This window comes from Lysinibacillus sp. 10T31 (genome assembly GCF_056394365.1).
This window is the reverse complement of record NZ_JBFTHS010000020.1, coordinates 64517-91423: the sequence shown is the minus strand read 5'-3', so window position 1 is coordinate 91423 and position 26907 is coordinate 64517. Positions and strand designations below refer to the sequence as shown.

Below are 26907 nucleotides of genomic sequence, written 5' to 3'. Positions count from 1 at the left end.
TTCCCAGTACTAAAGACCATACTTTTAGTGTTTCAAAAAGTTTAGAGCTACGGTCCGCATCATTTACTAGGTATATCAATATTAATAAAAATCCTGCTCCGATGATATATGCAAATAAATGCTGAAAAGACCCTTTCAAAGAATTACGAGCATATGCGAAACCAGTCTTTTTTTCAGGTTTTGTTCCCTCTTTTTTTATGTAGTATAAGAACCTTTCATCAGCCCAACGAACGATACTCTTTCCAAAAGCAATCGACACACCTAAATAGATAGCGCAATTGCGTGAGACTCAGTTGCATTTCCACCCTTTAATAGATCCATAGCAGTTACGATTAACAGAAACAAATCAATCACGGGTGTTAGAAGTAAAAAGAACGATCCCATTTTTTTAAAGTTAAATACATAACGTAAAGTTAGACCGAGTATTATAACAATCCAAAAACCAATTTCTGCTGCAATAATTGACCAAGTAATAAAATTCAATTAACCACCCCACACTTTTACTTACAAAAAATCTAGTAGTATAAAAACACACGCTTATATAGCGTATATTATATTATAAGGAGAAACAATAAAAAAATTCCACCTTTTATCAAATTAACCATATTAATTCAGCGAAAACCACTTTGCGAGCTTGCACTAACTAAATCCTCTTACACTTTTTTTGAATACCTTTTATTTTAAACAGCCTCAGATCTATTACCCTCTTCATCCTATGATTTAGTCATTTACTTTTTCCTTACAAAAGAAAAAACACCCTATGTAAGCGAGCAGACTAGTCCAATTTTGACATGGATAGTTTGAACACTTACATTCAGTGTTTTAATTACCTCTATATAGTTGGGTTGAGGTTATGAAAGATATTTAGTGACGTTATTTATGTTTAGACAACTTTTCATGCTTATGCTTGTAACGCCTCAATTGTTTGAGCTACTTGCTCTTCTGTTAAATTGTGACGCACGATGTAGCGGTTGCGCGCATGCTTTGTACATTCGATTGTACAGCCACCTAAATGCTTTGCTTCATTTTCTTCAGATGCGATGATTTGCTTGTTACATTCAGGGTTTGCACAGTTAATGTAACGTTCACAAGGTACACCGTCATAGTGATCGCGACCGATAATCACATGCTCTACTTGATTGATTGGCACCGTTAAACGCTCATCAAATACGTACATTTGACCGTCCCATAATTTGCCTTTCGCAACAGGGTCTTTTCCGTATGTTGCAACACCGCCATGTAATTGACCGACATCGCCAAATCCTTCACGTTTCATCCAGCCCGAAAACTTCTCACAACGAATCCCACCCGTGCAATATGTTAAAACATTTTTCCCTTCGAATAGCTCGCGGTTTGCACGTACCCATTCCGGTGTATCACGGAAGTTTAGTACATCTGGTCGAATCGCGCCACGAAAATGGCCGACATCGTATTCATACGTGTTACGCACATCTAATACGACTGTATTTTCATCTTGCATTTCAGCAAGGAATTGTTCTGGTGACAGGTAGCGACCTGTTAATTCATGTGGGTTTACGTCTTCTTCTAAGCCTAAGTTTACTAACTCACGACGTGGGCGTACGTGCATTTTTTTGAATGCATGGCCATCTACCGCATCAATTTTGAAGACAATGCCTTCAAATAATGAGTCTACTTGCATGTTTGCCATGTATTGCTCTGTTTGCTCAACCGTACCTGAAACAGTACCGTTAATGCCCTCATTAGCTACTAAAATACGACCTTTTAAACCGATCTCTTTACACATAGCTAAGTGCGTTGCCGAAAACGCAGCTGGATCTTCAATCTTCGTGTAATGGTAATATAATAAAACTTGATAATTCATTGTTTTTCACCTATCATTTCAATATTTGCAGGATATTCCTGATAGTGTCTTTTACGACTTATTAACCATATAGGATAATCATTTAAAATGCTATCGGTAATTAGACTGAAATGGGGATATATATTGTTTTTAAAGAATTTGTGAAGTGGTCAGCGGACCTTTTTTATAAAGAAGTGTTATTCCACAATCTGGCCCGATTGTGGGACATAAGCCTTTCTAGCTCTAATTTTATCTAACCTTATGAATGTGATGTTAATGGAAATAAAGGTCGTTCTGTTCCGAATTTTATCATCGGTCGAATAAACAAAATATCGTCCTCAACGTCTATTACTTCAGATTCTGCATCTTTACAATCAGGGATTAAGTGAAAAATAATTCTTTTTATTTCTGAGGATGTAATGTAACTTAAAAACTTAAAACCTCTTCTATATCAATTTTAGTGCGACTAATAACATCGAAAAGATGCAATTCTTCACCCTCTCTTTCGAATATTACAATAACGTCTTCTTCTTCGATAAAATAAATTGAATTAGGAAATACAATAAGAAAATAGAACATTAGTAAACTTCCATTTTCTCCCACACCTAAAATTGATGACGCTGGAATCCTCTCCGTTGACCGCTTCAACTTCGTGCAGATACACATCGCGCTGGTCTTCTGCACATATAAACTATGCGACCGGATTTTATCTTTGATACCAGCTAAAGGCTTATTGAAAATATAGAATATATAAATTGAAAAGATATGTTATCTTCTAATCGATAATGAGCAAATGGGCGAATTAAAAAGAATTAAGGATAAACCATAATTAATCATTTCTAGCCATCATTTCAACATTGTATTTATCATCACTATACATATTTCTGAATACTTTTGTAAAAAAATAAGAAAGTATTTGCTTATAACGCTAAAGTGCAGTTTTTATGTATAAGCTTATAGACCTTTAACAAGTCAAAAGTCTATAAGCTGAATTGTTTTCAATTTCTATTTACTGTTTTGGTGTATTTGCGGTAAGTGGATTACTGTTTGCTACTAATTGCACTGGTGTCGTGCCTTGCTGAGAAGACTGTGACATTTGTTGTGCATCATTTAACCCAAAGCGTTTCATTACACCAAAAATAGCCGCCGCGCCTATAATTCCCAATGTTAAAAATCTCACTAATAAAATCCTCCTGTCTCATACTGATTATTTTAAAACAGCTTTAGTATTGGATATCCTATGTGGTTTATACTGTGAGTTTTTTATTCGGATTGCGGATTATTTGTATAAATAACACAAAATAGCAAAATAAATGGTACGAATTTCGAATGGAGGTAGAGCATGAATATTAAAATTGCTCCATTAAAAAAGAATCCCACAAATAGAAATATTATATGAAGAACTGTTTTTAGAAATGTCCAAACTACATCCTAAATACATATCACCTGCAAAAACAGGATGTAGAGTTTCTTAAAAACATCATTTTGGAAGAAAAATCTGACATTTTTGTTGCTGAATTAGATAACAACATTACCGGATTTTTACTAATTCAAGAATTAGCTACTCCTCCTTATTCTTGTATCGTCCAGCATAATTATGCCTATATTATGGATGTAATTGTTGGAGGCCAATACCAAAGTAAAGGCATTGGTTCACTATTGCTATGAGAGGCAAAAAAAGGGCAGAAGAGCGCAAATTAGATTACTTGGAGTTAAGCGTTTTAGCAGAAAATATTGGCGCTATTAACTTGTATGACAAACATGGATTTAATGAAACGAGCCGTACTTTGCGATTAGAACTTTAAAGATATGTATTATTATTAGAGCCTGCATTGAAAAAAGCAGGCTCTTTTATATTAGGTCAAAATGTAAACTTCCTCTCTTTTACTTATAACCTCTAAAGTCCATTACATAAAGTCTTTCCACGTAAAATCAATACTTAAAATACCAATCGGAAGCTCGTTAGCAATATAGTTTTTTCCAACGGCCACTTTTGGTTTACGGAAACATACAAGATTATTATAATAACCAAAAGCTCGGCAAATAGACGGACGTACCGAATGAATTCCACACCGATCATTTATTTCGTCATAAAAAATACAAGTTCCATAAAAACGTTGTTGATTTTTTAAATCTAGGCTCGTTTTTTTAGGCATCGCTTTGATTTTCTTTTTTATTTTCTTTAACTCTTGTTCTGTAATTGGAACAGGCCCACAACACATCCCTCTACAGCCTTTACAAGGTAATTCTTCCATAAAACAATCATCTCCTAGAAAAAGCAAGTGATATAATTCGTTTTTTGATTTAAATTCTCTAGTTCAGTAATTCAATTAAAGCAAAAAAAATAGGACTCTCCTGGCCAGGAGAATCCTATTTTACACTTAAAATTAATAATTGCAAATTATAGCACAAATGAATTATTTTGTCAATGAAACAATCTACACAATTACTAGTATTTAGCATAATAATATTTATTTAAAATATCAATGATCACATTATTTATTTTTTCTAAATAATCATCTGAAGGGAAATGTCCCATATTAAATGATTGAAAAATAGTTATATTTGGTATGACTTGTTCAGCTCTTTTTTGATTTTCTTTTCTGGAAAGAAAATATCCTTTTCTCCAGCGATAATTAATGTAGGAGAAATGTAATTTTTTAATTCTTTTCTACCTGTTAGTTTCGGCATTTCTTGTTCTAATTTTACGTAACGAAAAATATCTCCAATAATCTGCCGATCAAAATCTTTCATGCAATTAGCAGACATTCTATCAGCTATTTGCTCAAGATATTTGGCTGACGAAGAATTTTTAAACAGTAGCAAAGGGATTAAGATATGTTGAATCATCTCCATTTTGGAGCCAAATTTTAATCCAGCTGGGGATACAAGCGTTGCACAATCAATCCTATCTGGCATATAAGCAGCGAGCCTTAAAATGATACCCGCTCCATACGATGGTCCTAAGAAAGCACATTTCTTAATATTAAAATAATCCATCAATTCAACTATCCATTGCGCAAAGCTAAAATCCTTAGCTGAAATTCTCTTTTGCTCACTATATCCTGGGTGACCAATCGTGTCAGGCGCATATATTCTATATTTTTTTATTAACGGCTTAAACCAGGATAATGTCATCGGATTAATGCAATTCCCACCTTGAAAAATAAACAATGGCTTTCCTTCTTTTGGACCCGCCATAAGCACATGTGTTTTTCCGATGGATGTATCCACAAAAGCTCTTTCAACTTCAAAATCAAGAGAATTTAAATACTGCTCATAGTGATTTAAAATTTCCAATCTACCTTTTTCACTAGTATAAATTGAATGCTTCATTAGTTCCCTCCTGCATTAATTTTACAGGATTTGGCTAATTTTTAAACCATTTTATTTAAAATGTATACTCTTCCCCATCTTCCGGTACGAATACATGAGTAACAATTCCTTTTTCATTGATAAAGTTTCTTAAATCCTCTCTTGATAATGTCCAATGATTGACCGCTTCCATATGACTCACGATAATTTTTGCGTTTGAAGCAGCTTTGTATACTTCAAAAATATCGTCCTTCCCCATTATGAGAGAGCCTCCCTCTAAAAATTGATTGTCTCCCCCATTAACGACAATAATTTCTGGATGATTATTTTCGAGCACTTCTTGAACTCCTTCATACCATACAGTATCTCCGGCGATATATAATTTTTTCTCATTTGGATGGTTAAAGACAACACCACATACTTGACCAATAAATTTTAATATTTCTCCCCTGCCATGTTGACCTTCTGTTTTGATTAATTGAATACCTTTATAAACTGTATTTTCTTGTAAAACTTCGACATTGAAAAAGCCAGCTTTTTTAACGTCATTGGCATCCTCTTCATTTTGCACAAACATTTTAAGATCTTTCGGTAGTACCTCTTTAGCAACTTCATCAAAATGATCTAAATGTAAATGAGTTACGATTACAGCATCGACATTAATGAGATTGTCGATGGCTGTTGGTAATTCAACTAATGGGTTATTTTGATCCTGTCTCACCGAATTTTGAACGGGAGGATATGCACCTTTATTTGCTAAAACTGGGTCAATTAAAAACCTTTTCCCTGCATATTCGATTACTAAAGTGGCATTACGAATTTGTTGAATTTTCATATTTATAGCTCCTTTTCTTTACATTACATTTAGTTTATACTATGTCCAAATAGTAATTACATAGCTAAAATCAAGTCTTTTAGCAATTTGACTTGAATAATGAAAGGAGTTACTACATGTTAGATAGTACGGATCTGCGTATACTAGATGAGCTTTCTAAGAACAGTCGTATTACGATGAAGGAATTGGGTGAGAAGGTTCATTTGACTGGGCAAGCGGCGTCAACGAGGGTGAAAAGACTTGAAGATAATGGGGCTATTGAAAGCTATACAATCAATGTGAATCATATAAAATTAGGTAGCAATGTCCATGCATTTATTAATATTTATACAAAAAGTCCGTACCATGAACCTTATCTGTCGTTTTTAAAAACACAACAGCAATTTATTGTTAATAACTTTAAAATCAGTGGAGATAGTTGCTATCTTCTTGAATGCAGGTTTCCGTCAAACGAAGTATTAGATCAATTTTTAGTCGATTTAAATAAGCACGCAAACTATAAATTGTCTATTGTCATTAGTAAATAATGAGATACCAGGCTCTCTTCATAGTTTAGCCTGGTATCAATTCTGATTGTTGTCATACAATTTTTAATTTTCCACTTTCACATAAACACTACCAAATAACTTACCATCAATATAGGCATCAAGCTTCCACATGCCGCTTGTTGGGAAAGTCATATTTGTTGGAGCATGGTTATCTGCCCCGCTATTCGGTCCAAGGAACTTAGCATTTGAAACCAATTCCACTTCTTTACCTGTCAATTGGTGAGTTCCCTTGACGCGAAGGAAGTCTCCTGATTTAACGCTCTCTCCCCAAAAATGCCAGCCATATTTTCCTGTTTGGCTAACCACTATTTTTTCTTCTTCACTATGCGTAAATCCTAATAATTGCGGTTCACCAATGAAGCTTAATTTTTCAGATGTAAAATACTCACTTTCTTGCCACTCATTTTCTTTTGCTAGAGCTTCTCCAACTAGTCCGGTACTATTATCCTGTTGAATTATGGCGTCGGATTCTTTATGTGAGCAACCTACTAATACCAATCCACATAATGTGATGAAACCTATAATTCTTTTCACGTCGAATTCCCCTTTTTATTGTTTAACGATGATATTTCATTTTTTGTTACAAAATTTATCATTGTCATTTCCGTTATATTCTAAGAGTAATTGCACACTCTAAAACGTATCTAATCAATAACGGAGGTTATAGCAATGAAAAAATTCTTATATATCGGAGCAATGGCAGCATTCTTAATAACTGCTTGTTCTTCTCATGACGAAGCTCCAGCTAGTGAACAAGCGGAAGCAAAAGAAAAGACCGTCAATGCTGAAACAAAAGAAAATCTTGAGAAAAGCTATCTATATGAAGCGGAAGATCCGTTTACAAAATGATTGAAGAGGACAGATAACTAATTAAGGTTATCTGTTCTTTATTGTGTACTTTCAAATACATTCCATTACATGTTATGATCAAATTTATATAAAAAACTGCACCTCCAAAAAATGGGGTACAGCTCATATTAAATAATCTTATTTTACCACCAACTCACGCTTACATTGCTTTCATTTTTCTTTCTTTTTAAGAACAACAAACGATATTGCTGTCCCTTGGTTTGGTTTACTTTTAATGTGAAGTCCCTTACCGTAATGTTGTTTTAAACGAAGATCTGTATTAAGCAATCCAATTCCAGTTGATGTCTCCGATTTTCTTACAAGTAAACGTTCCATCGTCGTGTCATCCATGCCAATACCATCATCCGACACAGTTATCTCAATATACGTGTCGTAATCTACAATGCGAATATGAATATTTCCGCCATTTTCACGGGGCAAAATTCCATGTTTTAAAGCATTTTCAATCAATGGTTGGATGGTCAGTGATGGGATCATGACGTCTGTCGAAACTTCCGAATCCCACGTGACATTTATCCGCTCCCCGAAACGTTCCTTATGAATATATAGATAGGATCGAACAAGATTTAACTCATCCTCAATTGGAACAAGTTCATCAATATTTTGGAACTTAAATGACTCCCTTAAAAAATCACTCAGTGCTTCAAGTAGCTTACTAGTACGCTCGATATCAATGTCGCTTAACGTAATTATGGCATTTAATGTGTTGAATAGGAAATGGGGCTGTATTTGTGCCTGAAGCCAAGCTGCCTCCATTCGAAGTCTTTCTTGTGCAGATTGTTTAACGTCGGTTAGAGCCTTCGCTCTAGACCTTAATTCTAAAGCATCCACAGGCTTCGTGACGTAATCATTAGCACCAGATAAAAATCCATTCTCAATGTCTTGAGTCTGACTTCTTGCCGTAAGAAGTAACACAGGAAGTTCTGTTATTGAAAATTGCTGACGAATTGCACGTACTAATTCGTAGCCAGACATATTTGGCATCATCACGTCTGAAATGACCAAATCCCACTCATGAGACTCTAATTTTTCGAGTGCTTTACTACCACTTGTAACCGTTACTAAGTCGTATTTTTCTATTGAAAGTATTGTTTCGATCACTCTTAAGTTCACTGGATCATCATCGACGACCAAAACTCTAGGTCGATTTGCTTCAATGATTGAATGGTTTACAGTTTGATCATCGAATGGATTTGTAGAAGTCGCTACTGCTGATTCTTCCTTCGCACTTGATAGCAGAGCCTCGTGTTCTGTAGCATTTTGCTCATCAGGTAAGTCTGATATAGGTAAGGTAAAAGTAAATTCAGAACCTTTTCCTACGATTGAATTTGCCTGTAAAGTTCCCCCATGTAGTTCAACCAAACGTTTACTAATACTAAGCCCTAGCCCAAATCCACCTTCAATCATCGCCTTACTAAGGGTACCCTGCTCATAAGGTTCAAAAATACGTTGAATGGTGTCCTCATCAATACCAATACCAGTATCCGAAATGACAATTTCCGCCATTCCATTTTTCACATGGCCTGATATTGTCACTTCACCTTCGTTCGTGTATTTCACCGCATTATGAAGAAGATTGAAAACAATTTGAATAACTCTATTTTCATCAGCAACTACTTTTGGAAAATTTTCAGGGATTTGATTAATTAACTGAATCTGCTTTCCTTCCCTCATAACATAGAGCATATCTAACACACCCGATACAATTGGGTGAATCGAAAATGTTTTACTGTTTAGTTTGGGATTATTTTCTTTTAAGCTCATAACATCTAGTAAATCATTTAACATTAGTGACATACGCCATCCGACAGACAGCACTGTTTCTAAATCCTTGACACTTTTGTCACTGAGCACACGATCTTCTCTTTCCAAAACAGCTTTTGAAATGTTAAGGATCCCATGAAGTGGATTTCGTAATTCATGAGACGTATTGGCAAGAAATTCATCCTTTAACTTAACTGTTTTTTGGAGCTTAATAGCAAGTTCTTTTGTATCCGAATGGACTTTAGCATATCCTTTAAACCATAAAATAGCCAAACAAGCTACTGTTATAACAAGATCAAATGGATACATAATTACTTTGATTCCAAAAATAAGAAGTAGTCCATGCCAAATAAGGTTATTACCAAATGCTAAAATGGCAAGAAGTAAAAAAATATTACTTTCTATCTCTTTCATCGATTTTCGCGTTACTGTTAGGATCGTTATAACGATCGGGATTCCTAAAATCATAATGTAAATGCCTTGATTGATTACTATATAGCGAGTAGTCAACACAATTGTCAACAATGATGCTATACCACAGAAAATACTAAACAAACGAATATATTTTCTCACATGTTGAGGTAACCAATGTTTTATGCATTGAAGCATTGAAAAGCCTATGCCGACCATAGAAAGATGAACTATTTTAAAGGCCCAGTCGTAACTAATCGGAAACCAATAAGATAATAATTTGTCATCGCTTCCTAATAGGAAATAAATCATACTGTTAATCGCTAACAGTGAAAAGTAAAGTAATCTTCTTTCTTCCATGTTTCCAACAAAAAATAAAATAATGGAATAGATAGCATGTAGTAAAAAAACAACTGCTACTAGTTGTTGCATATTTATCGACAATTGAGTTTCACGAGCTAATATATCTTCTTTCCCAAATTTAATGGAGCGAACAATTCCACCGTTGCGAGGGTCCTTAAAGTTTGAAGCCTGAACAATAATGTCGATTTCTTTGTGACCGTTCGCTTCAAAAGAAGCAGTATACGGAATATTCTTGGCAACTGTTTTTTCTGCACTTTCCCCTATTTGGCCTGATTTTACCAACTGCCTACCATTTACATATATTTCTGAAGAACTTCGAACACTTGGAACTCGAATACTGTATGTTATATTGTCTTCTGGATTAACGAGTAATTTTAAGTGATAAGTACCGTAACCATAAGGTGTTATCTCTCCCTCTTGTAAAGATGAACTCCACCCTTTAGGAACCTGTATGTATTTAGCATTCTTCGAGGATTCTGAATGCTGTTCTTCACTAATCAACCATTTATAAGGATAAAATTCCCACTCTCCATCAAGTGTAACAGCATGACCGTCATTAAAATTCCAATTTCTTAAATCCATTTGACCTTTTACGGCATGTGGTTGATCTGTATTATTAAATACCTGCAGCCATAAAATTCGTGAGCCTGTTAGAAATATAATAAACAAGCTTATGATGAGAGTAATTTTTTTCTTTCCCATTCAAAATAATTGTCAAAAGGAAGATTGTATTTTTCTGTTATAATACAAAATCCTTATGCCAAAGTACACCTCCTTCGATATATTATCCTAACAGAGTTACCGTTACTTTTAAATCTAATTCTTTCACTAAAATCCAAATTTTACAATGTATTAATATTAAACAACCTTTTATATAACAGAAAAAAGAAATTTAAGATTACATGGCAAATCCGATTTTAAGTAGTCAATACCATACAATAATTGCTGAAAAATATGATCTACACTTACTGTCATATTACTAAAGCAAAGGGTGTTCATGAGATTTTAGAAGAAAGAACCGTTCACTTTGATTATGATTTACAGATTGAAGCCTAACGTTTCCATGGAAACGTTACATAAAACACTTGTAACTGCCGTTTCACTTACGTTACATAAAACACTTGTAACTGCCGTTTCACTTACGTTACATAAAACACTTGTAGCTGAAGATTCTCTTTCGCTCCCAAAACACTTGTACCTGCCGCCACGCTTTCGCCACAAAAGACATTTGTTGAAAAAAAGTGAAAAATCACCAAAACTCAAATTGGAGTACCTGGTGATTTTAATCATTATCAAATGCTATAAAGTTTATTAACAGCTAATATATCTTCCGGGTTAGTAATATACCTGTATGAAAAGCACTTACTAAATTTATCTTTATTGCCTTCTCCTCATAAAGCAACAAAACCGACATTATAACAGCCGCATTAGTAGCTAATATGTCTGTTAGCTGCTCCTCAATATTAATCCAATTGTTCGGTTCAATCTGTAACAGCTTTTACAGTCATGCATTGTATCATCCAGATTAAACAAAATTGAATCCATATTTCCTCCTCATATTACACTAGCTTCAACTGTTTCAAAGCATAATCGGTGGTCATTGTTATGTTTTCTGGTATTTCATCTATTGAGAACCACTTCACTTTCTCTAAAGCATGTGGCTCCCTATTTTGTACTTCCCCATTTGTAATCCGAGCAGCGAAAGTAGGTGCAACATAATGTGTATCTTCTGAATGAATAATATGATTGGTCACACATACTAATTGTGTTATTTCGATGTCCACACCAAGCTCTTCCTTAATTTCACGTATGATTGCGTTTTCTATTGTTTCCATGTAGTCAACCTTGCCACCAGGTAAGCTCCAATAGCCGGCTTCAGGTGCTTTTTTACGTAAAACGAGTAAAATTTTGTTGGACTTATCTAGGATAACTGCTCCCACGCCAACTTTTGGTAATCTCTCTTTTTCCACTTTTATTTCCTCCCCTATTAATAATAGTGCATATATAGTTATTTATAGTATTATCCCCTTATTTAAGGGACACTTTTATCAAAGTAGTCTTTTATCTTTATTGCAATTTTATTTTTTAAGTTAGATGATTACCTCCTCCCCTTTTTACAGCGTTCCGTATTATAGATTGTAGAAAGGAGGAAGTTATTAATGAGCTATTCAGGTGATGGTTACGGCACAGGGTCAGCTTTTGCACTAATAGTAGTACTATTCATTCTTTTGATTATCGTTGGCGCTACTTTCATTAAATACTAAAAATCGACACCGTCAACATCTCTATTGCTCATATTTTTACAAGATTAATATAAATTTACCCCATACCTTCTAAATTAATTACTAAGGGTCACTTTCCTCCGGTGACCCTTTTTTTTTTGATTTCTAAAAATAAATATGTACAATTAACGACAAAAACATGTTGATTAATAATATTTTACCTTCTCATACTAAGGATGATTTCCGTTGCGGGTTAATCACTTTTGATGTGGGAGTATCGACAACTAGACAGCACTTAACAACAAAAAGTTCAGGAGCTCAAAATAAATTGAGAACCTGGTCTTTTTGTCTATACCATACGGCTTTGAAATGATTTGGGTTCATTCTTTTATCATATCTAAGAACTAGGTCGTTGTTTGTTGAAACGGGTAACCACACAAGTCATTTGGTTTGAAAATATAAACCCTTACCTACTGGCTGAACAGTTTCTAGTACAATATCAACCATTTTTTCATTAACTAGATTTCTTATTATCCAAGCTACTAAATCTTGCGCAGCATAACATCCTGCAGCAGTCGAAATATTTCCTTCGTTGACGAAACTTTGTTCAATAACATCTACACCAAATTCTTTAAGTTGCTCTACTACAGATGGATATGTTGTAGCTTTTTTACCAGTTAATAAACTCTTTGCTCCTAGTAGTAGCGCACCCGAACACATAGAGCCTATTAATTGTCTTTTAGGATCTAAATGAATCTTATGAAGATATTCTTGATTTTGATATAAATCTTGAACACCCTTTCCGCTTGCAAATATTACAGCATCAGCAGAAGGAATATCAGATAGGCTACCTGTCATAGGTATTCGTAAGCCTGACATAGATACATGTGTTTCTTCTGTTCCCAATAGTTGGACATCCCAATCTGAAATACTACCAACTAACCGTACACGATTTAATAAATCCCATGGTAAAAAAACATCTATATCTGTGAAATTATCGAAACAGACAATTGCAATTTTCATTTCCTTCCCCTCCAATATTTAAACATTTCTATTGTAACAACTTAAAGGAATAATATGGTATTCAACATTTATTAATGAGAATCCCTTTTATTTCATCATTTTAACGATAAAAACCAAGACAGTAATTAAATAATCTTGGTCTTGGCCTTTTATGATGTTTTTTACTTAATTAAAGAAAAAATATTAGTATCATATGGAACACCGTTTTGGTGCATATAATTTTTTAATATCCCTTCTTTTTCAAAGCCTAATTTTGTTAACAGCTTGTTTGAAGCATCATTTTCAGTAAAAACAATCGCTCCAATACGCATTAAATTCATCTCTTGAAAGCCAAATGATATTACTCTTTTAACAGCTTCCTTTGCATATCCTTTTCCCCAGCTCTCGGGAAAAAGTGCATAACTGATGTCAGCTCTTTTATGCTCAGTGGACCACTCTTGAAAACCAATTGTACCAATAATATCTTCTTGCCCTTTTAATGCAATTCCCCATTTAATACCGCGTTTTTCATCATAATTCTTAGAAAAATTTTTAATTATTTGTTTAACCTGCTCTAAACTTGTTAATGGATTCTGCCCGTAATGGCGCAAAACATCTGCATTTGAAAAGCAATTCAAAACATCTTGAGCATCATGTTCAGTAAGTTCTCTTAACACTAATCGTTCAGTTTCTAAAATAGGAAACATATTCTTCACTCCATTTCCAAATAAGGTATATGTTAGATTCTATATAAAAAGAGTGAGAGTTGCATTATTTATTTTTCAAATAATTACATTCAATAAATTTCGCTATGGCCATCATGGCTGAGAAAACAATTCCCTATCAATTTTATAGGGTTAAATCCCCATACATAAGGTAATTTGCCCTGAACTCATTACTTAGTACTACATAGTATAAAGATAAAAAGAAAAATCATGTATTTGAATTCATGTGTTTGTAATAGTAATTTATCAACAAGTAGATTATGCGATAGTATTGGAATATTGATGGCTTAAGATATAAACTATTTACAAAATGAAAACATTGGAGAAAACGACAGTATCTCCCAATTCCTTTTGCCACAGGACCTTCAAATATCCGCTTTGTAGTTAGTATTGCTAAAGGCACATACCATGCTTGCCAGTCTCATCGGATTCAATTCTTGCTGTTAATAGGGCGCTATTTTAGACAAAAATTCAATTATCAGTCTTTGATTGTGGCGCTTACTTATATGCGCAAAGATAAGGTGGGATCCAGCGTTGGAAGTTACTATCAAAATGTTTAACAAGAAAATGAGGTCTAGGTAGAAATGGATACGTTTTATGTGAATCATGCTTTGTAAGTGGAATGTCGCCATTAATCCTTCTTCTTAGTGCCTTCAGCTGATAAAAAAAGTGAATGTACGATAAAAGTTGTGGCGAAATGCTTCAGCTTTTTATAAAATAATACAACCTTTTCTTTCTACAACTAATCTGCTTTAAATTTTAGAAGGGAGGAAATTGTTTTGAGTTATTCAGGTTATGGATCAGGCACGAATTTTGCCTTTGCTATTGTTTTATTCGTTCTTTTGATAATTGCCGGTCTTGGCTTGTTTTATTTATTAAGAACTTTAGTATGGAGCGGTGTGTAGTATTCCCCAATATTCCAAATGTTCAGGACTGCTACTTATACACTTGTTTTTAATGAAAGGTTAAATTAAAGAATGAGCTAGCGGACAATAGACGCTATATTTGGCTCCGTTCTAGGGCTTGCGTGTATGAATATTACCCATAACGGAAGTCCTTTTTCATGTTTGTATATATTTGGATGATTGTTCAACTATCCTTTTCCACCTTTTAATACTTTTTACTTCTTTCGGAAATTATTTTATTATCTTGCTTCTTTCAATCAAGATACCTCGTTAAATGGTTAATTTCATTTTTCTACTGACGCTTTTCATATTAAAATGTTTATAAAAATCAATTGCTTTGTCATTAAATTCCCAAACATTTAACTCGACTGAGTCAACTTCCTTTTCTTTAGCCCAAGTGATACAAGCATTAAATAACATTTTTCCAATTCCTTTTCTTTGTAAGTCTGCTTTTACACCAAAATCGTGTATGTAAGCATATTTTCTTTGAACAAGCGAGTCGAAAGGTGGAGATGCTTCAATACTTATGACTGCGAAACCCAATACAATTTCATCTTCCTTTGCCACTAGAATGTCACTCTCTTCGTTGTCAATTAAGTCTTTATAATAGGATTCGGGCATTACAGACTCGACACATTTAAAAATCGTTGGTTCCTCCATCACATGCTCTTCATGCCCTTCTTTTACAATCTCATTCACAGCGAAATAATCTTCCTCTGTTGCAATAAAAACCTCGATTGTCATCACTCTAGCCCCCTCATTTCAATTCCCCATAATATCCCCCTATTATACAGATAAACAAGAAGTAATGGAATGATATCCCAGTTATATATCATCTTTTTAATGATAATTGTTCATGAATCTAGTTGTTCCATAGATTTTTTAAATTAGAAAATTGGGCATGAAAAGATAATAAATATTCGAAAGTAAAATTCAATGTGATAATACAAGGGGATATAAAATTTTTAGCGAATTAATCTTATATTTACTAATATTCATATTTGGAGGTAAAATCAATGAATCCCATATTAAATCAGGTTGGAACAATTTTTATTCCTGTTATTAATATTGAAAAATCACGTAATTGGTATTGTGACATATTAGGGTTACCAGCGGATGGTGAGATATTATTCGGTCATTTATATATAGTACCTATGAATGGCACGAGTATTGTATTAGATAGCAAAATTTATTTTCAGAGGAAAATATATTCAAAACCCCGCCTTTTCATTTTAATACTACTAATATAGAACAAGCATATGAGTATATGAAGGATAAGAATGTCGAATTAACAACGGAAATTGAGCATAACCAATGGTTTAATTTCAAAGATCCTGATGGGAACCATTTAATGGTTTGCAAATGTTAAACTTGTTGTATGAATAAATCATTTTCTCAAATCCCAATCACTTTTAATGGGATTTCCCCCCATTTTAAGATGAATTGAGATTTACATAACTGTACCAGGTCATGGTGATTAATTAACTCTAAATCAGCTCCTGTTCCTACACCGACAAACAGGATCTTTTGTTGATTAGTGAGTGAATGGTATGGATTGAAATATTTGTTTTTGAGTTTTTAAAAAAATTCCTGAATTAAAGAACTTATCGTAAATTGGAGAATATCTAAATTTATTCCAAGAATTATTCATAATTCTTCACCTCTTATTAAATCAATATTACCTCACTATTTGTTTGAGGTACTGTTAACAATATACAAAAAAGACCAGGTACTCATTATTATAAAATGAGTCCTAGTCATTAACTACCACTATTTCTTATCCACGACCCGCTTGGAATTCAGGATATAAAGTCATTCCACCATCTGCAAATAGAGTAATCCCTGTTACATAACTAGCCTGCGATGAAGCAAGCCATACTGCTACTGCGGCGATTTCTTCTGGTTTTCCGATATACCCCATCGGAACCATACTTTCCACATCTGCACGTTTTGCTGGATCTGCAAATTTTTCAGCATTTATAGGCGTATTAATTGCTCCAGGTCCGATATTATTTACACGAATTCCCTTTGGAGCATATTCTAACGCTAAAGTTTCAGTCATTAATTTAATGCCCCCTTTACTAGCGGCATAGTGCATGAACAAAGGCCAAGGGATTTTCTCGTGAACACTGGACATATTGATTACAGTACCTTTAATATCGTTCTCCACGAAGTATTTAATCGCTTCCCGACTTCCTAAAAATGCACCCGTTAAATTTGTATTGATTACTCTATTCCAATCACTTAACGGCATTTCATGAGAAGCTACTGGATTTTCAATACCTGCATTATTTATCATTACATCGAGAGTCCCAAACTCTTTTACAGCGGTCTTAACGAGATTTATGACATCCGCTTCAACTGTAACATCACCTTGTACAGCAATACACTCCCCACCGGCTTTTTTAACCTCTTCAACAACAGCATTTACATCTGCTTCATTTGAACGATAATTAATAACTACTTTCGCTTTTTCTGCTGAGAAACGAATGCCCATTGCTTTACCTAGTCCCGTTGCAGCACCTGTAATCACAACAACTTTTCCTTCTAAATCTGAATACATACAAGGCCCTCCTTTTTATCTTTTCGCAATCCCTAACATAATTCCAGCAGCGACTATAAAAACAATCCCAATGATAATTGCTATGAATTGCCGTTTTGTTTTTTTCTCTCCTAATATAAAAATTCCGCCTAAAGTAGCGATGACTATCCCCATTTGGGAAAGAGAAAAACTTGTTGCGACTCCTACACGTGGCTGAGATATAAATAAAAACATATTTCCGGCGGCCCAGATTAATCCTGGGATAATATTACGAAACGCATATTTATTAAATGGTTTATGCTTAAATGTTAATAAAACCCCACCTATTACCATCCCGATTGCTTGCGGCAATAAAGCAGACCATCCACTGACATTGAATAAACGTATGACCACCACATAAACTAAATATCCAAAAGTTGAAACAAGTAAAATTAAAATTCCTTTTTTCAAATTACTTCCGTGTTCTTCTTTTTTCTCTTCTGGATTTGGCAGGGATGTAAGAACGATCCCAATAATAATACTAATTAGTGCAAGAACACCTAATATAACCGACATTGTTGTCGACCATTCATGAAACACGATTACTCCAAATAAAGTTGTCGATACTAATTGTAATCCTGTCGAAATGGGCATAGTTTTGGAAACACCTATTAAATCAATACTTTTCAATTGATTTACTTGTCCTAATGCCCAAAAGAGACCTGATACAATTCCGACTCCAATCACTATAGGTGTTAACTCAGGCTTAACAAAGAAGTAAACACCTATAGAGAAAATAAGTGCACCAAATGTCGTTCCAAGTACTTGACTATAAGGCCCACCACCGAGCTTGACGTTAAATAATACAATACTTCCCCAAAAGAGAGCTGGTAATAATGCTAAGATGATGTCCATTTCTTTAAACTTTTCACCTCTCTAAATACTTCATTTGATTCTGATAACTGTCACTCGATATAAAACATCCATCATACTTTTTTATGATGCACCAAGGGAAATTTTTTATACTTTTAGTTTACTTTCGCTTTCGTAACGCAAAATAACCAAGATGGCAATTAAGCTATCTTGGTCCTCGATATTTTTAATCAGTTATTGCAGGCAGATTTTAACTTTTATAATTTTTAATCATTACTAAGGCAATCCACTCTACAATAGTAGTTATCCCATCATAATATATATTAAGCTATTATTTAGCTTACACCGCCTTGAATTGTTACTAAGGGTCACTTCCATGGTGGCCCCTTTTTTTATTTCTCAAATTATTTTTCGAGTTTCTAATTTCTAAAGGACTTTTTGTTGGATAAATACCTCCACTATTTTCTATAAAGGTACATATTATAGATGTAGAAAGGAGGAATTCTTTATGGGATGCTTCGGAAACTATGGCAATTACAACAATTGTTGCTACGGAGGTTATAGCTATGGAGGTGGCAATAACGGTTCAACATTTGTTCTAATTGTTGTTCTGTTCATTCTTTTAATTATTGTCGGCGCTACTTTCATAAATTAATCTTTTTAAGATAGATTTTTTTAAGCTATTGGAAATAGCCTATTATCAGTTCATTCAAGGTCACTTCCACAGAGTGACCTTTTCTAAGTAATAAGATAATGCGCCTCGATTCAGCCTCTTTAAAATTTTCAAACAAAACATCAAATGAAATCTTATCATAAACTAGTGCCAACAATTATTCATTCTTTACATTTATATTTTCTATCCATAAGTATCGTTGACACTAGCTTCGTACTATAAATAAACAACACTCAATACCACGCATTGATGCTCATTTATAGGGAAAACTAAGTTATCCCTACCTCCAGATATTCCTCCGATGACCCTAGATATAAACCTGAACAATAGTCTCGTTTCAGGATATTGTTAATTTATTTCAAAGCATTCCTTTTGTTCACTACAAAAATATGAACTGGAACGACTGACTCTTTATAAAGATATTGTCGTTTCTTTTTTATAGGTATATTAGTAGTAGCGTGGGTTCGGATATTGATGGTGGTGGTGGTGCGGATGGCGATGATGTGTTGGATATGTTGTATGTGTTGGGTAGTAATGCATTGGGTAGTAATGATGCATTGGATAATGATGGGTCGGATAATGAGTTGGGGAAACCGGGTAATATGGATGTCTCCCACCTTGTTGTCCTCCATGACCACCATGCCCGTAATCGTATCGCATAATTTTTCCTCCTTTCGATATCGATATAGGTTATGCTATAAAAGCATTAACAGTCTACGCAAATGCCTATAAGCTAGTCAAATTGCCTCCTCTTCACACCTACAAACAAAAGAACAATCACCATTCAACTAATTATTCAACTCTAATTACGCATAAAATGAGTTGTTTTTTTTCATTTTATTATCTAGTTCTAGAACACAATGGATGTTTTCTGATTATACAAAGAATTAAAACGACGGTCTGTGTTTATAATAGTGAGAGCATATAACAACAATGGACTACTCATCACGAGTAGTCCATTGTTGTTTGTTATTTTATAATTGTAAATCCGCATTCCCCTGATGCTTCATAATGTTAAGTTTTCGAAGTATCAACCATTCTGCTACGATTAAATTGGGTACCCAGCATAACCAAGAAATTATAATGTAACTAACATTAAAATGTTCAAATCCAAATATAACAGTAAACAAAACTAGCCAAATTCTTAATGTAACAGCTGCAAAGGTTAAAGAATAATTTCTTATCATCCACTTTTGATGATCAAGAATTTTTTTATGTTTAATTTTAGTAAGAGCTTGAAATGCTGTTATCAGCCAAAATATAGATAAGAAACCAAACCCCAACTGAGACATCAATCCTCCAGTAGCATAAAAGGCTAAATAAAGCCCTGAAACACTTCCAAATAAAATGCCTATCAGATAAATTTTCCCCAACAAACGATGACGATTAATATTTTTCTCTCTAAACTTTGAGAATAATGTAAAAGGGCCAATTACTAAAGCAACTATACCAGATACGATATGCAAATAAAGTATTATGTACCAAAAAGAACTCAATGTTGAATTTAACATAAGCTTCAATTTAACGAACCCTGCTTGATGCGCATCCATGAAAAAATATTGAACAACGGAATAACTAGATATTAAAATTGCTAAACAAATAAATATAAGCCAAGTTTTTTTATACACTTTTCCACCCCCTAAAATTTTGTTTCTTTTTCACATTTTTACTTTTATACAAAAGAATTTTTTACTACTTTATGCTGTTTAATTTGTACGTATTTAGTTTCTTGCTCCTACTGTAACATTTAATTTCACCACATTCACTTTTCCACCTAATAAGTGGTAAAAAGATGTATGTAAGAGGTTTTATATTTTAAATGAAATTTGCACCATATAGAATCTTTTGATATTTCTTAGATTGCCATGCCTTCTCCCCCTACAATATGACACATAAATTGGGTCTTATTAGTGTTCACATAGGTTACAAGAATTGTAGAGTTGATAAATATTTAGAATTTTAGTATAATTCCATTAATTACTCAAGAACGCGGAAGTAGTTTGAAAGGAGGTATAAGGCAGTGGATAAATTACGTTTACACTCTTCAAAATAAAATTTTGAGGAGGAAGTAAAATGACAATTGTATATAAAGAAGAAAAGTATATTGATAAGAACGATTTAAAAGCACTATATGAGGATGTAGAATGGTATGCATATACAAAAAATTTAGACCAGTTACAGCAAGCATTGTTAAACTCTATCTATGTATTATCTGCATGGGAAAATGATCAATTAATTGGTTTAACAAGAGTTGTAGGTGATGGTCTTACAATCCTTTATATACAGGATATTTTAGTATTGAATAGCCATCAAAATCGAGGCATCGCGACTAATATGATGAATCATATTTTAGAAAAATATAAAGATGTTCGTCAAAAGGTTCTTTTAACAGAAGAAGCCCCTGATGTCCGTCATTTTTATGAAAAGAATGGCTTCCAATCTTGTGACAAAGGAACACTTGTAGCTTTTGCAAAAATGAATTAATGGTGTGTGAATGTTAGACGTTTATTCCAATGAAACAATAAATGAATTTTGATATATCCACTATTTTAGGACTTGTGTGTATGAATAACACACAAGTTCAAAGGGACTCTCATTTACACTTGTACATGGTTTTGTATCCCTCTGAAAAGTCAATACATCTTCTAAGCACAACAACGTCTCAATGTAATTTGTCCTCTACAGAAATTAAAATAACAAATAAAAAAAACCACTCATTTTTCTGAGCGGTCTACTGTCATCATATTTCTTTATATCATTTTTCCATTGTCCCCAATGACTCGATTCACGTTTGTCTTATTCTACGTGGAATTCTAAATCCTAAAGCTATAGCTGCACCTATACAGCTAGATAGACATCCTATTATCAAATATATTGAAAGTGTTGACTCACCAATTAGAACAGAGGCTATACCTCCAATTACCGGAAATAAAGCTACCATGTACCCGCTTTTGGCAGCACCTATTCTTTCAACAAGCTTTAAATAAAATAGCCATGCTAGGAAAGATGCGATCAATGTTAAGTACAGTAAAGCAGATATGTATGTTATTGATGTAGGAATGATGATCTTTTGTCCCTGTGACAATACAATTATTGACATTAAAATACTTCCTACTGCAAAACCAATAGCATTCGAATAAATAGGGTCAATCTTAACTCTGGCATTTCTTGCAGAACTAACATCACCAATTGCTGTAAGTACAGTACCTAAAAGAGCAATCAAAATGCCTTTTAATACAGTTAAGCTAGAAAAACTACTTAAAGAAGGATAAATGAGAACACAAACACCAAACACTCCTAGAAGTCCTCCAAACAAAACACGAGGATGTAGTTGCTCTTTTAAGAAAATACGAAGAGCTAGCGGCGTCAATATCACTTTTAATGAAAAGATTAATGTTACAATTGCTGCTGAGCTTAATATTGTTGCGTAATAAAGGCATAAATAACTTAAAGCAAAGTTACAAACGCCAAACACAATGATAAAGGGTATATCTTTCTTTGCAGGTACCCCTTTTGGCTTAAGAAACATTACTAAGGCAATAAATAAAATTGCAGTAATAACTAGCCGATAAGTCAAAGATAGTTCTAAGCTTACTGGCGTTCCTTGAATTTTCACTGCAATAAAATTAAGCCCCCACACTATTAAACAAAATACATACATTAGATTCGTCACTGTATTTACTATACCTTCTGTCGTTCTTTAATTTACGAAAAATCTAAAGAGAATATTCAGTAGTTCTAGGAAAGAATTCTCTCCTCTTGAAATTATCGCCTAATATATACTATCATCGCATATTAAGTTTGTAAAAGCATTTTCCATTTCCTGCATCTAAAAACCCATGCTGGTCATTGTCTTTTTAGTTTAAATAAGCAAAACTACTTTTATAACTGTAATTTCATACTTATTGTTCTTAAACTAAATCCCATTTTTTCGTATAGCTTAATAGCATCATTCCCTGCGTAAGCACTAAGTCTAACTTCAGAGTATCCTTCCTCCCTCAATTTTTCAATGGCAACATCCATTAATTCTTTGGAAATACCTCTACCTCTATATGTCTCTTTTACAAATAGCTCATAAATAAACCCGTTTAATTGTTCCGTAAATTGGTCTTTATTTTCCCCAATTAGAATCCATCCCATTAACTCATTATTCTCTGTTGCTATCAAATAGTAGCATCCTTTTTTTAGAAGAGGTTCTATTAGGTTTAAAACTTTTTCATTTGTTGCTCTTACTCCGCCCAGTGTACCATCAAATAAAGCTTGTGGAGAAAGAGCTATAATTTCTTTTAGTTCTAAGTTGTTCGGCTTTCTAATTTCCATTTATATTACCTCGCTTCTCGATCTCATATTTAGCTTTAATATCAATTTACCAATATTTCATTATAACACCATTTAACTTGTCTTTATTTAAGGAATCAATCGATTCACTACTAAGCCTAGAACACGATCTGTAGTAAGTTCTTGTTTCACTGCACTATTTAATGCTGTGCTTTTATATTTCTTAATTTATAACCTGTTGGCATCTTCAAAGTTGATTTAACCTCGAAGTGAGGTCGATTAATATTTTTAATGTAGTCACTTACTGTTAGGATTGTAAACGCTTGACATATCAAGGTTGATGGATGTTTCCTAAAATCAAACTTTCAAATAAAAAACATCTTGTAAAGAAATTCTATTAGTTTAAATATACTTATTTTGGTTTCTCACGAGTGACCATTTCAAATAAAAACTTGTTCCCTACTTTGCCGATTGCAATCTGTTCAAGTAGGGCACCAGAATAAAAAAACACTGATTTCATTCAAAGTATTGGATGGATCAGTGTTTTTTGCGTAATCGACACATCCTATTTTTTCTGGAAAAATTCTTAAAGAATCCATATATTGAGCAAAAACCTATTTACAAAATTAAGCAGTCATTGTACAGTTGGTTACACAAGTATACAACCATACAATCAACATGAGCAAAACTGAGCAAAGAAAGGAGTGTTCTTGTTGAAGCCAATATTAGATGAATCACTACCCATCTTTCAGCAAATTGCACAAATCGTAATAAACGACATAGTTGAAGGACACTTAAAAGAAGGCGAAAAAGTTCCATCTGAAAATGAACTATCAAATTTTTATAATATCAACAGGGCAACTGTGAGAAAAGGACTACAGACTTTGGTTGATGAAGAAATCATTTATAAAAAACGTGGAATTGGGATGTTTGTTACGGAAGGTGCTAAAACAAAATTATTAGACGAAAGAAAAAAACAGTATCGAAATGAATATATTTTGCCACTGCTAGAAGAAGCAAAGCGCTTAGGAATGAGTGTAGAGACGGTTATGAAATTAATAAAAGAGGAGGAGAAAAATTGATTCGAGTTGAGAATGTTACCTATGGATATAGTGAGGAACCAATACTTAAGGATTTTTCTTTCAAAGAAAAGGAATATGGTATTACCGCAGTCTCGGGACGAAATGGGGCTGGAAAAACTACACTAATGAAACTTCTTGCTGGGCATGACAAGCCAAACAAAGGAATTGTTGAGATCATGGGAACGGCTCCCTATAATCGTGCAGAGGTTGTTCAATCTGTATGTTATATGCAAGAGAATCATCCATTTAGTCCCATCTGGACTGTAAAGGATTCTTTGCGATTTGGACAGTATTATTATTCCAATTGGGATATGGACATGGCTAATAGACTCTTAAAAATCTTTAGGCTGGATGAAAAGAAGAAAATATCAAAGTTATCAAAAGGGATGAAATCTGCTTTACAGTTTATCATTGGGATTTCTAGTCATGCGAAAATCACAATTCTGGATGAACCTAGTAATGGATTAGACGCAAATATGCGTAAGAAAATGTATAAAATTATACGAGAAAGTCAGGAACATCATCCAAGATTGATTTTAGTATCGACTCATCATATTGAAGAAATCCAACAGATATGTGATTCAATTCTTGTTATTCATGAAAAAGAAGTATTCATACATGAACCAATAGATGAAATTAGAGAGTGTGGAATCTGGTTGGTAGGAGACAAAAATAAGATAGAAAAAGTGACGGATGGACAATATATTTTAGAAGCAAGTGAATTAGGATCTAGGTTAAAAGTGATGGTTGATGTGCCTTTTAATGAAAAATGGAAAGAAATAGCATCTTTACACGGGCTATCAATAGAAAAAGTAAAACTACAAGATTATTTGTTAAATAAGACCGAGGAGGCAGAATAAGGATGAATTCTTTATATGGAACATTTCGTTTAGTCTCAGAAGAGGCCTTATTTTATTTAGGTAAATTAATGTTTCTCTACATTACGATTCCGTTGACGGTGTTGTGGATCCTGATTGGCTATATATTTGGACTTGGAGATGATGTAGTTGCCTCAATTTCAGGTCCCGCTTATTTCTTTATTGTATTATTTGGAGTAAATGGCTATAGATCAATGTATCCAGTTGCGATTGGGATGGGAAGTACAAGGATACAATTACTCAAAGTCTATTATGGCGTAGGTGTTTTAGCAGTTGTTATATGCATTACATTTCTAAATGTATTGCAATATATTTTAAAAACTTTATATCTTCATTGGGAAATTGGAGCGAACATTTTACATCCTGGATTATTTTTAATAGATGGTTATCATTTCTTTGCTTATTTATGGATTGATCTAATGTTTGGACTCTTTTTGTTCGGGGTGCCTTTTCTACTATATAGCATTAATTTTCGTTTAGGGATGCAAAAAAGCATCATTTCTCTTATGTTGTTGTCAGTTATTTTCATGGTTTTATATTATGGTGGTTATTTAAGCGATAGTATAGAATGGTTTTTCGGATTAGATTTAGACGCTTCGGGAATGACATTGATTACTTTATTAGGCTTATGTAGTGTTGGAGCATTATTATTATCCTATCCTATAATGAGAAATGCTCCGTTAAAAGCAAAGTCAAGAAAGGATTAAATTAGAAATTTTGATTTCGGTATTTGTTCACTTAAGAATTGATAAAAACAGCTCACAAATCCATGATAGATGCACATATTAATAGAGTGCAAAAAGAAAATGCGAGTGACCTTTTCGATGACCTATGAAAATCACTTTGGTCTCTTTTGGTCTCTCGCCATTTGAAAGTTTACAACAACCCCTTGATACCCTTAATGAATTGCTGCCTCTAATGCTACATCAATCATATCGTTGAATTATCCGAACTACCATAAAAAATCACTGGTAAGCAAAAGCTTGATATATCAGTAATTAACTGTCTAAAAACTTTCATTTTTTAGCTGGTTAAATCGGTCGGTTGTTTAGCAATAAAGATCACCCATCTCGGAGTGGTCTTTTTTACTAGTAACTTTAAACATACTTTTTTGTTTGTTACTCACCAACTTACACTGTAACTATGTAGAAATACTCAGCATATAATAAAAAAACTATCTGGAGGTATTTTAATGTATTATGGATTAAGCGGTTATCATCCAAATTTATATCAAATTTTGGAGAGCTGGACTGGAGAACCGAAAAATACTGTATATTTGTTAATAAATAAATATGGTTTACCAAATGAAGCAAGTTCTAGAAGAATCATCTGGTATAACAATGGTCCTTGGAAGCGTACAATTGTTCATCTGGATACAGTACCTCATAACACCCCTACTCCCCATCTTGATTATTTGGAACAAACTATAGATTATAAAGTACCTGTTCAATTTTTTGATGATTTAGCACAGTTTGATGGCAGCTTATATCCGGACCGAACGGCTGGTGAAGCTACGGCAAAATGTGATCAAGAAGCAGCGAATTTTATGGCTTTAAACTTAATGAACGACATCGTTACCGGAAAGCTGTACGTAGAAGACGCTCGCCTTGCTGCAACTGAAATCGAAAAAGCTTTCCGATTAAAAGGTCAATTTTCACCATACACCACAGGATTTCTATTCCCAAAACAATATTATACCGCTGATCCCGATGTCAGCTCTTTTTAAGCAAGCCTAACAGCAAGTTGTTTACGTTATTATATTTGTATTGTTTTCCTAGATTAGCACTTCAATTCATATTATTTTTATCTTTAAGCACAGC

At 33.7% G+C, this 26907-nt stretch carries 28 protein-coding genes and 2 pseudogenes; 13 read left to right on the top strand and 17 right to left on the bottom strand.

What is annotated here, in order from left to right; genetic code table 11:
* From AC1DCY_RS13375 to AC1DCY_RS13365, 3 genes and pseudogenes are all read right to left on the bottom strand, one after another.
* A pseudogene (locus tag AC1DCY_RS13375) lies at nt 1-483 on the bottom strand (hypothetical protein); the annotation flags it as partial.
* Nucleotides 484-901: 418 nt separating this feature from the next.
* Complete coding sequence (gene trhO, locus AC1DCY_RS13370; protein ID WP_477350823.1) at nt 902-1843, bottom strand: oxygen-dependent tRNA uridine(34) hydroxylase TrhO; 942 nt, start codon at nt 1841-1843, stop codon at nt 902-904.
* Between the two features lie 988 nt (nt 1844-2831).
* A complete protein-coding gene (locus AC1DCY_RS13365) occupies nt 2832-3002 on the bottom strand; it encodes a hypothetical protein (RefSeq protein WP_477350821.1) in 171 nt (56 codons plus the stop codon).
* A 305-nt stretch (nt 3003-3307) separates the two neighbouring features.
* Between AC1DCY_RS13365 and AC1DCY_RS13360 the strand changes: the two genes are divergently transcribed.
* Nucleotides 3308-3490 (top strand): GNAT family N-acetyltransferase, encoded by a 183-nt coding sequence (locus AC1DCY_RS13360; protein ID WP_477350819.1) that lies wholly within the window; start codon nt 3308-3310, stop codon nt 3488-3490.
* A gap of 239 nt (nt 3491-3729) precedes the next feature.
* Here the strand turns inward: AC1DCY_RS13360 and AC1DCY_RS13355 are convergent, their stop codons facing one another.
* The 3 genes from AC1DCY_RS13355 to AC1DCY_RS13345 all read right to left on the bottom strand — a co-directional run bounded on the left by AC1DCY_RS13355 (nt 3730) and on the right by AC1DCY_RS13345 (nt 5972).
* Nucleotides 3730-4077: a YkgJ family cysteine cluster protein gene (locus tag AC1DCY_RS13355; protein WP_477350817.1), complete on the bottom strand. Its 348-nt coding sequence runs from the start codon at nt 4075-4077 to the stop codon at nt 3730-3732.
* A gap of 304 nt (nt 4078-4381) precedes the next feature.
* Nucleotides 4382-5158 carry an alpha/beta fold hydrolase gene (locus tag AC1DCY_RS13350; RefSeq protein ID WP_477350815.1) on the bottom strand — a complete coding sequence of 259 codons (777 nt, stop codon included), beginning with the start codon at nt 5156-5158 and terminating at the stop codon, nt 4382-4384.
* Between the two features lie 55 nt (nt 5159-5213).
* Entirely contained in the window at nt 5214-5972 is a 759-nt protein-coding gene (locus tag AC1DCY_RS13345; RefSeq protein ID WP_477350813.1) for an MBL fold metallo-hydrolase, read from the bottom strand.
* A 116-nt stretch (nt 5973-6088) separates the two neighbouring features.
* Here AC1DCY_RS13345 and AC1DCY_RS13340 point away from each other — a divergent pair, with 116 nt between their 5' ends.
* Entirely contained in the window at nt 6089-6499 is a 411-nt protein-coding gene (locus tag AC1DCY_RS13340) for an Lrp/AsnC family transcriptional regulator (RefSeq protein ID WP_477350811.1), read from the top strand.
* Between the two features lie 63 nt (nt 6500-6562).
* Here AC1DCY_RS13340 and AC1DCY_RS13335 read toward each other — a convergent pair whose 3' ends face one another.
* The gene (locus AC1DCY_RS13335; RefSeq protein WP_477350809.1) at nt 6563-7054 is read right to left on the bottom strand and encodes a hypothetical protein; all 492 of its coding nucleotides are present in this window, start codon (nt 7052-7054) and stop codon (nt 6563-6565) included.
* Nucleotides 7055-7189: 135 nt separating this feature from the next.
* Between AC1DCY_RS13335 and AC1DCY_RS13330 the strand changes: the two genes are divergently transcribed.
* Nucleotides 7190-7369 carry a hypothetical protein gene (locus AC1DCY_RS13330; RefSeq protein WP_477350807.1) on the top strand — a complete coding sequence of 60 codons (180 nt, stop codon included), beginning with the start codon at nt 7190-7192 and terminating at the stop codon, nt 7367-7369.
* Nucleotides 7370-7540: 171 nt separating this feature from the next.
* On the opposite strand, the gene AC1DCY_RS13325 is transcribed toward AC1DCY_RS13330, so the two are convergent.
* Nucleotides 7541-10630, bottom strand: coding sequence for a hybrid sensor histidine kinase/response regulator (locus tag AC1DCY_RS13325; RefSeq protein WP_477350805.1), 3090 nt, complete (start codon nt 10628-10630; stop codon nt 7541-7543).
* An 857-nt stretch (nt 10631-11487) separates the two neighbouring features.
* Complete coding sequence (locus AC1DCY_RS13320; RefSeq protein ID WP_477350803.1) at nt 11488-11898, bottom strand: NUDIX domain-containing protein; 411 nt, start codon at nt 11896-11898, stop codon at nt 11488-11490.
* Between the two features lie 189 nt (nt 11899-12087).
* Here AC1DCY_RS13320 and AC1DCY_RS13315 point away from each other — a divergent pair, with 189 nt between their 5' ends.
* Entirely contained in the window at nt 12088-12192 is a 105-nt protein-coding gene (locus tag AC1DCY_RS13315; RefSeq protein WP_477350801.1) for a YjcZ family sporulation protein, read from the top strand.
* Nucleotides 12193-12591: 399 nt separating this feature from the next.
* Here AC1DCY_RS13315 and AC1DCY_RS13310 read toward each other — a convergent pair whose 3' ends face one another.
* Together AC1DCY_RS13310 and AC1DCY_RS13305 are read right to left on the bottom strand one after the other, a co-directional pair.
* Nucleotides 12592-13173, bottom strand: a complete 582-nt coding sequence (locus AC1DCY_RS13310) for a DJ-1/PfpI family protein (protein ID WP_477350799.1) — start codon at nt 13171-13173, stop codon at nt 12592-12594.
* Nucleotides 13174-13334: 161 nt separating this feature from the next.
* Complete coding sequence (locus tag AC1DCY_RS13305; protein WP_477350797.1) at nt 13335-13859, bottom strand: GNAT family N-acetyltransferase; 525 nt, start codon at nt 13857-13859, stop codon at nt 13335-13337.
* A 797-nt stretch (nt 13860-14656) separates the two neighbouring features.
* On the opposite strand from AC1DCY_RS13305, the gene yjcZ reads away from it, so the two are divergent.
* Complete coding sequence (gene yjcZ, locus AC1DCY_RS13300; RefSeq protein WP_460011924.1) at nt 14657-14782, top strand: sporulation protein YjcZ; 126 nt, start codon at nt 14657-14659, stop codon at nt 14780-14782.
* Nucleotides 14783-15052: 270 nt separating this feature from the next.
* On the opposite strand, the gene AC1DCY_RS13295 is transcribed toward yjcZ, so the two are convergent.
* Nucleotides 15053-15526: an N-acetyltransferase family protein gene (locus tag AC1DCY_RS13295; protein ID WP_477350795.1), complete on the bottom strand. Its 474-nt coding sequence runs from the start codon at nt 15524-15526 to the stop codon at nt 15053-15055.
* A 272-nt stretch (nt 15527-15798) separates the two neighbouring features.
* Between AC1DCY_RS13295 and AC1DCY_RS13290 the strand changes: the two are divergent.
* A pseudogene (locus AC1DCY_RS13290) lies at nt 15799-16151 on the top strand (VOC family protein).
* Between the two features lie 408 nt (nt 16152-16559).
* Here the strand turns inward: AC1DCY_RS13290 and gdh are convergent.
* Nucleotides 16560-17345, bottom strand: coding sequence for a glucose 1-dehydrogenase (gene gdh, locus AC1DCY_RS13285; RefSeq protein ID WP_477350793.1), 786 nt, complete (start codon nt 17343-17345; stop codon nt 16560-16562).
* A 15-nt stretch (nt 17346-17360) separates the two neighbouring features.
* Nucleotides 17361-18218 carry a GRP family sugar transporter gene (locus AC1DCY_RS13280; protein ID WP_477350791.1) on the bottom strand — a complete coding sequence of 286 codons (858 nt, stop codon included), beginning with the start codon at nt 18216-18218 and terminating at the stop codon, nt 17361-17363.
* 466 nt (nt 18219-18684) lie between these two features.
* Here AC1DCY_RS13280 and AC1DCY_RS13275 point away from each other — a divergent pair, with 466 nt between their 5' ends.
* Both AC1DCY_RS13275 and AC1DCY_RS13270 read left to right on the top strand, forming a co-directional pair.
* Nucleotides 18685-18831, top strand: coding sequence for a YjcZ family sporulation protein (locus AC1DCY_RS13275; RefSeq protein ID WP_370082137.1), 147 nt, complete (start codon nt 18685-18687; stop codon nt 18829-18831).
* A gap of 476 nt (nt 18832-19307) precedes the next feature.
* Nucleotides 19308-19511 carry a hypothetical protein gene (locus AC1DCY_RS13270; RefSeq protein WP_477350789.1) on the top strand — a complete coding sequence of 68 codons (204 nt, stop codon included), beginning with the start codon at nt 19308-19310 and terminating at the stop codon, nt 19509-19511.
* Nucleotides 19512-19823: 312 nt separating this feature from the next.
* On the opposite strand, the gene AC1DCY_RS13265 is transcribed toward AC1DCY_RS13270, so the two are convergent.
* Nucleotides 19824-20477, bottom strand: coding sequence for a DUF2306 domain-containing protein (locus AC1DCY_RS13265; RefSeq protein ID WP_477350787.1), 654 nt, complete (start codon nt 20475-20477; stop codon nt 19824-19826).
* Nucleotides 20478-20922: 445 nt separating this feature from the next.
* Between AC1DCY_RS13265 and AC1DCY_RS13260 the strand changes: the two genes are divergently transcribed.
* Nucleotides 20923-21333, top strand: coding sequence for a GNAT family N-acetyltransferase (locus AC1DCY_RS13260; protein WP_477350786.1), 411 nt, complete (start codon nt 20923-20925; stop codon nt 21331-21333).
* A gap of 301 nt (nt 21334-21634) precedes the next feature.
* On the opposite strand, the gene AC1DCY_RS13255 is transcribed toward AC1DCY_RS13260, so the two are convergent.
* On the bottom strand, nt 21635-22522 hold the full coding sequence (locus tag AC1DCY_RS13255) for a DMT family transporter (protein WP_477350784.1): 888 nt from the start codon (nt 22520-22522) through the stop codon (nt 21635-21637).
* A 209-nt stretch (nt 22523-22731) separates the two neighbouring features.
* Nucleotides 22732-23169 carry a GNAT family N-acetyltransferase gene (locus tag AC1DCY_RS13250; RefSeq protein ID WP_477350782.1) on the bottom strand — a complete coding sequence of 146 codons (438 nt, stop codon included), beginning with the start codon at nt 23167-23169 and terminating at the stop codon, nt 22732-22734.
* Between the two features lie 671 nt (nt 23170-23840).
* On the opposite strand from AC1DCY_RS13250, the gene AC1DCY_RS13245 reads away from it, so the two are divergent.
* From AC1DCY_RS13245 to AC1DCY_RS13230, 4 genes are all read left to right on the top strand, one after another.
* Entirely contained in the window at nt 23841-24209 is a 369-nt protein-coding gene (locus AC1DCY_RS13245) for a GntR family transcriptional regulator (protein WP_477350780.1), read from the top strand.
* Nucleotides 24206-25069 (top strand): ATP-binding cassette domain-containing protein, encoded by an 864-nt coding sequence (locus AC1DCY_RS13240; protein WP_477350778.1) that lies wholly within the window; start codon nt 24206-24208, stop codon nt 25067-25069. Before AC1DCY_RS13245 ends, AC1DCY_RS13240 begins: the two co-directional genes overlap by 4 nt.
* 2 nt (nt 25070-25071) lie before the next feature.
* Complete coding sequence (locus AC1DCY_RS13235; protein WP_477350776.1) at nt 25072-25794, top strand: hypothetical protein; 723 nt, start codon at nt 25072-25074, stop codon at nt 25792-25794.
* A 485-nt stretch (nt 25795-26279) separates the two neighbouring features.
* Entirely contained in the window at nt 26280-26813 is a 534-nt protein-coding gene (locus tag AC1DCY_RS13230) for a hypothetical protein (RefSeq protein WP_477350774.1), read from the top strand.
* Nucleotides 26814-26907: the final 94 nt, after the last annotated feature.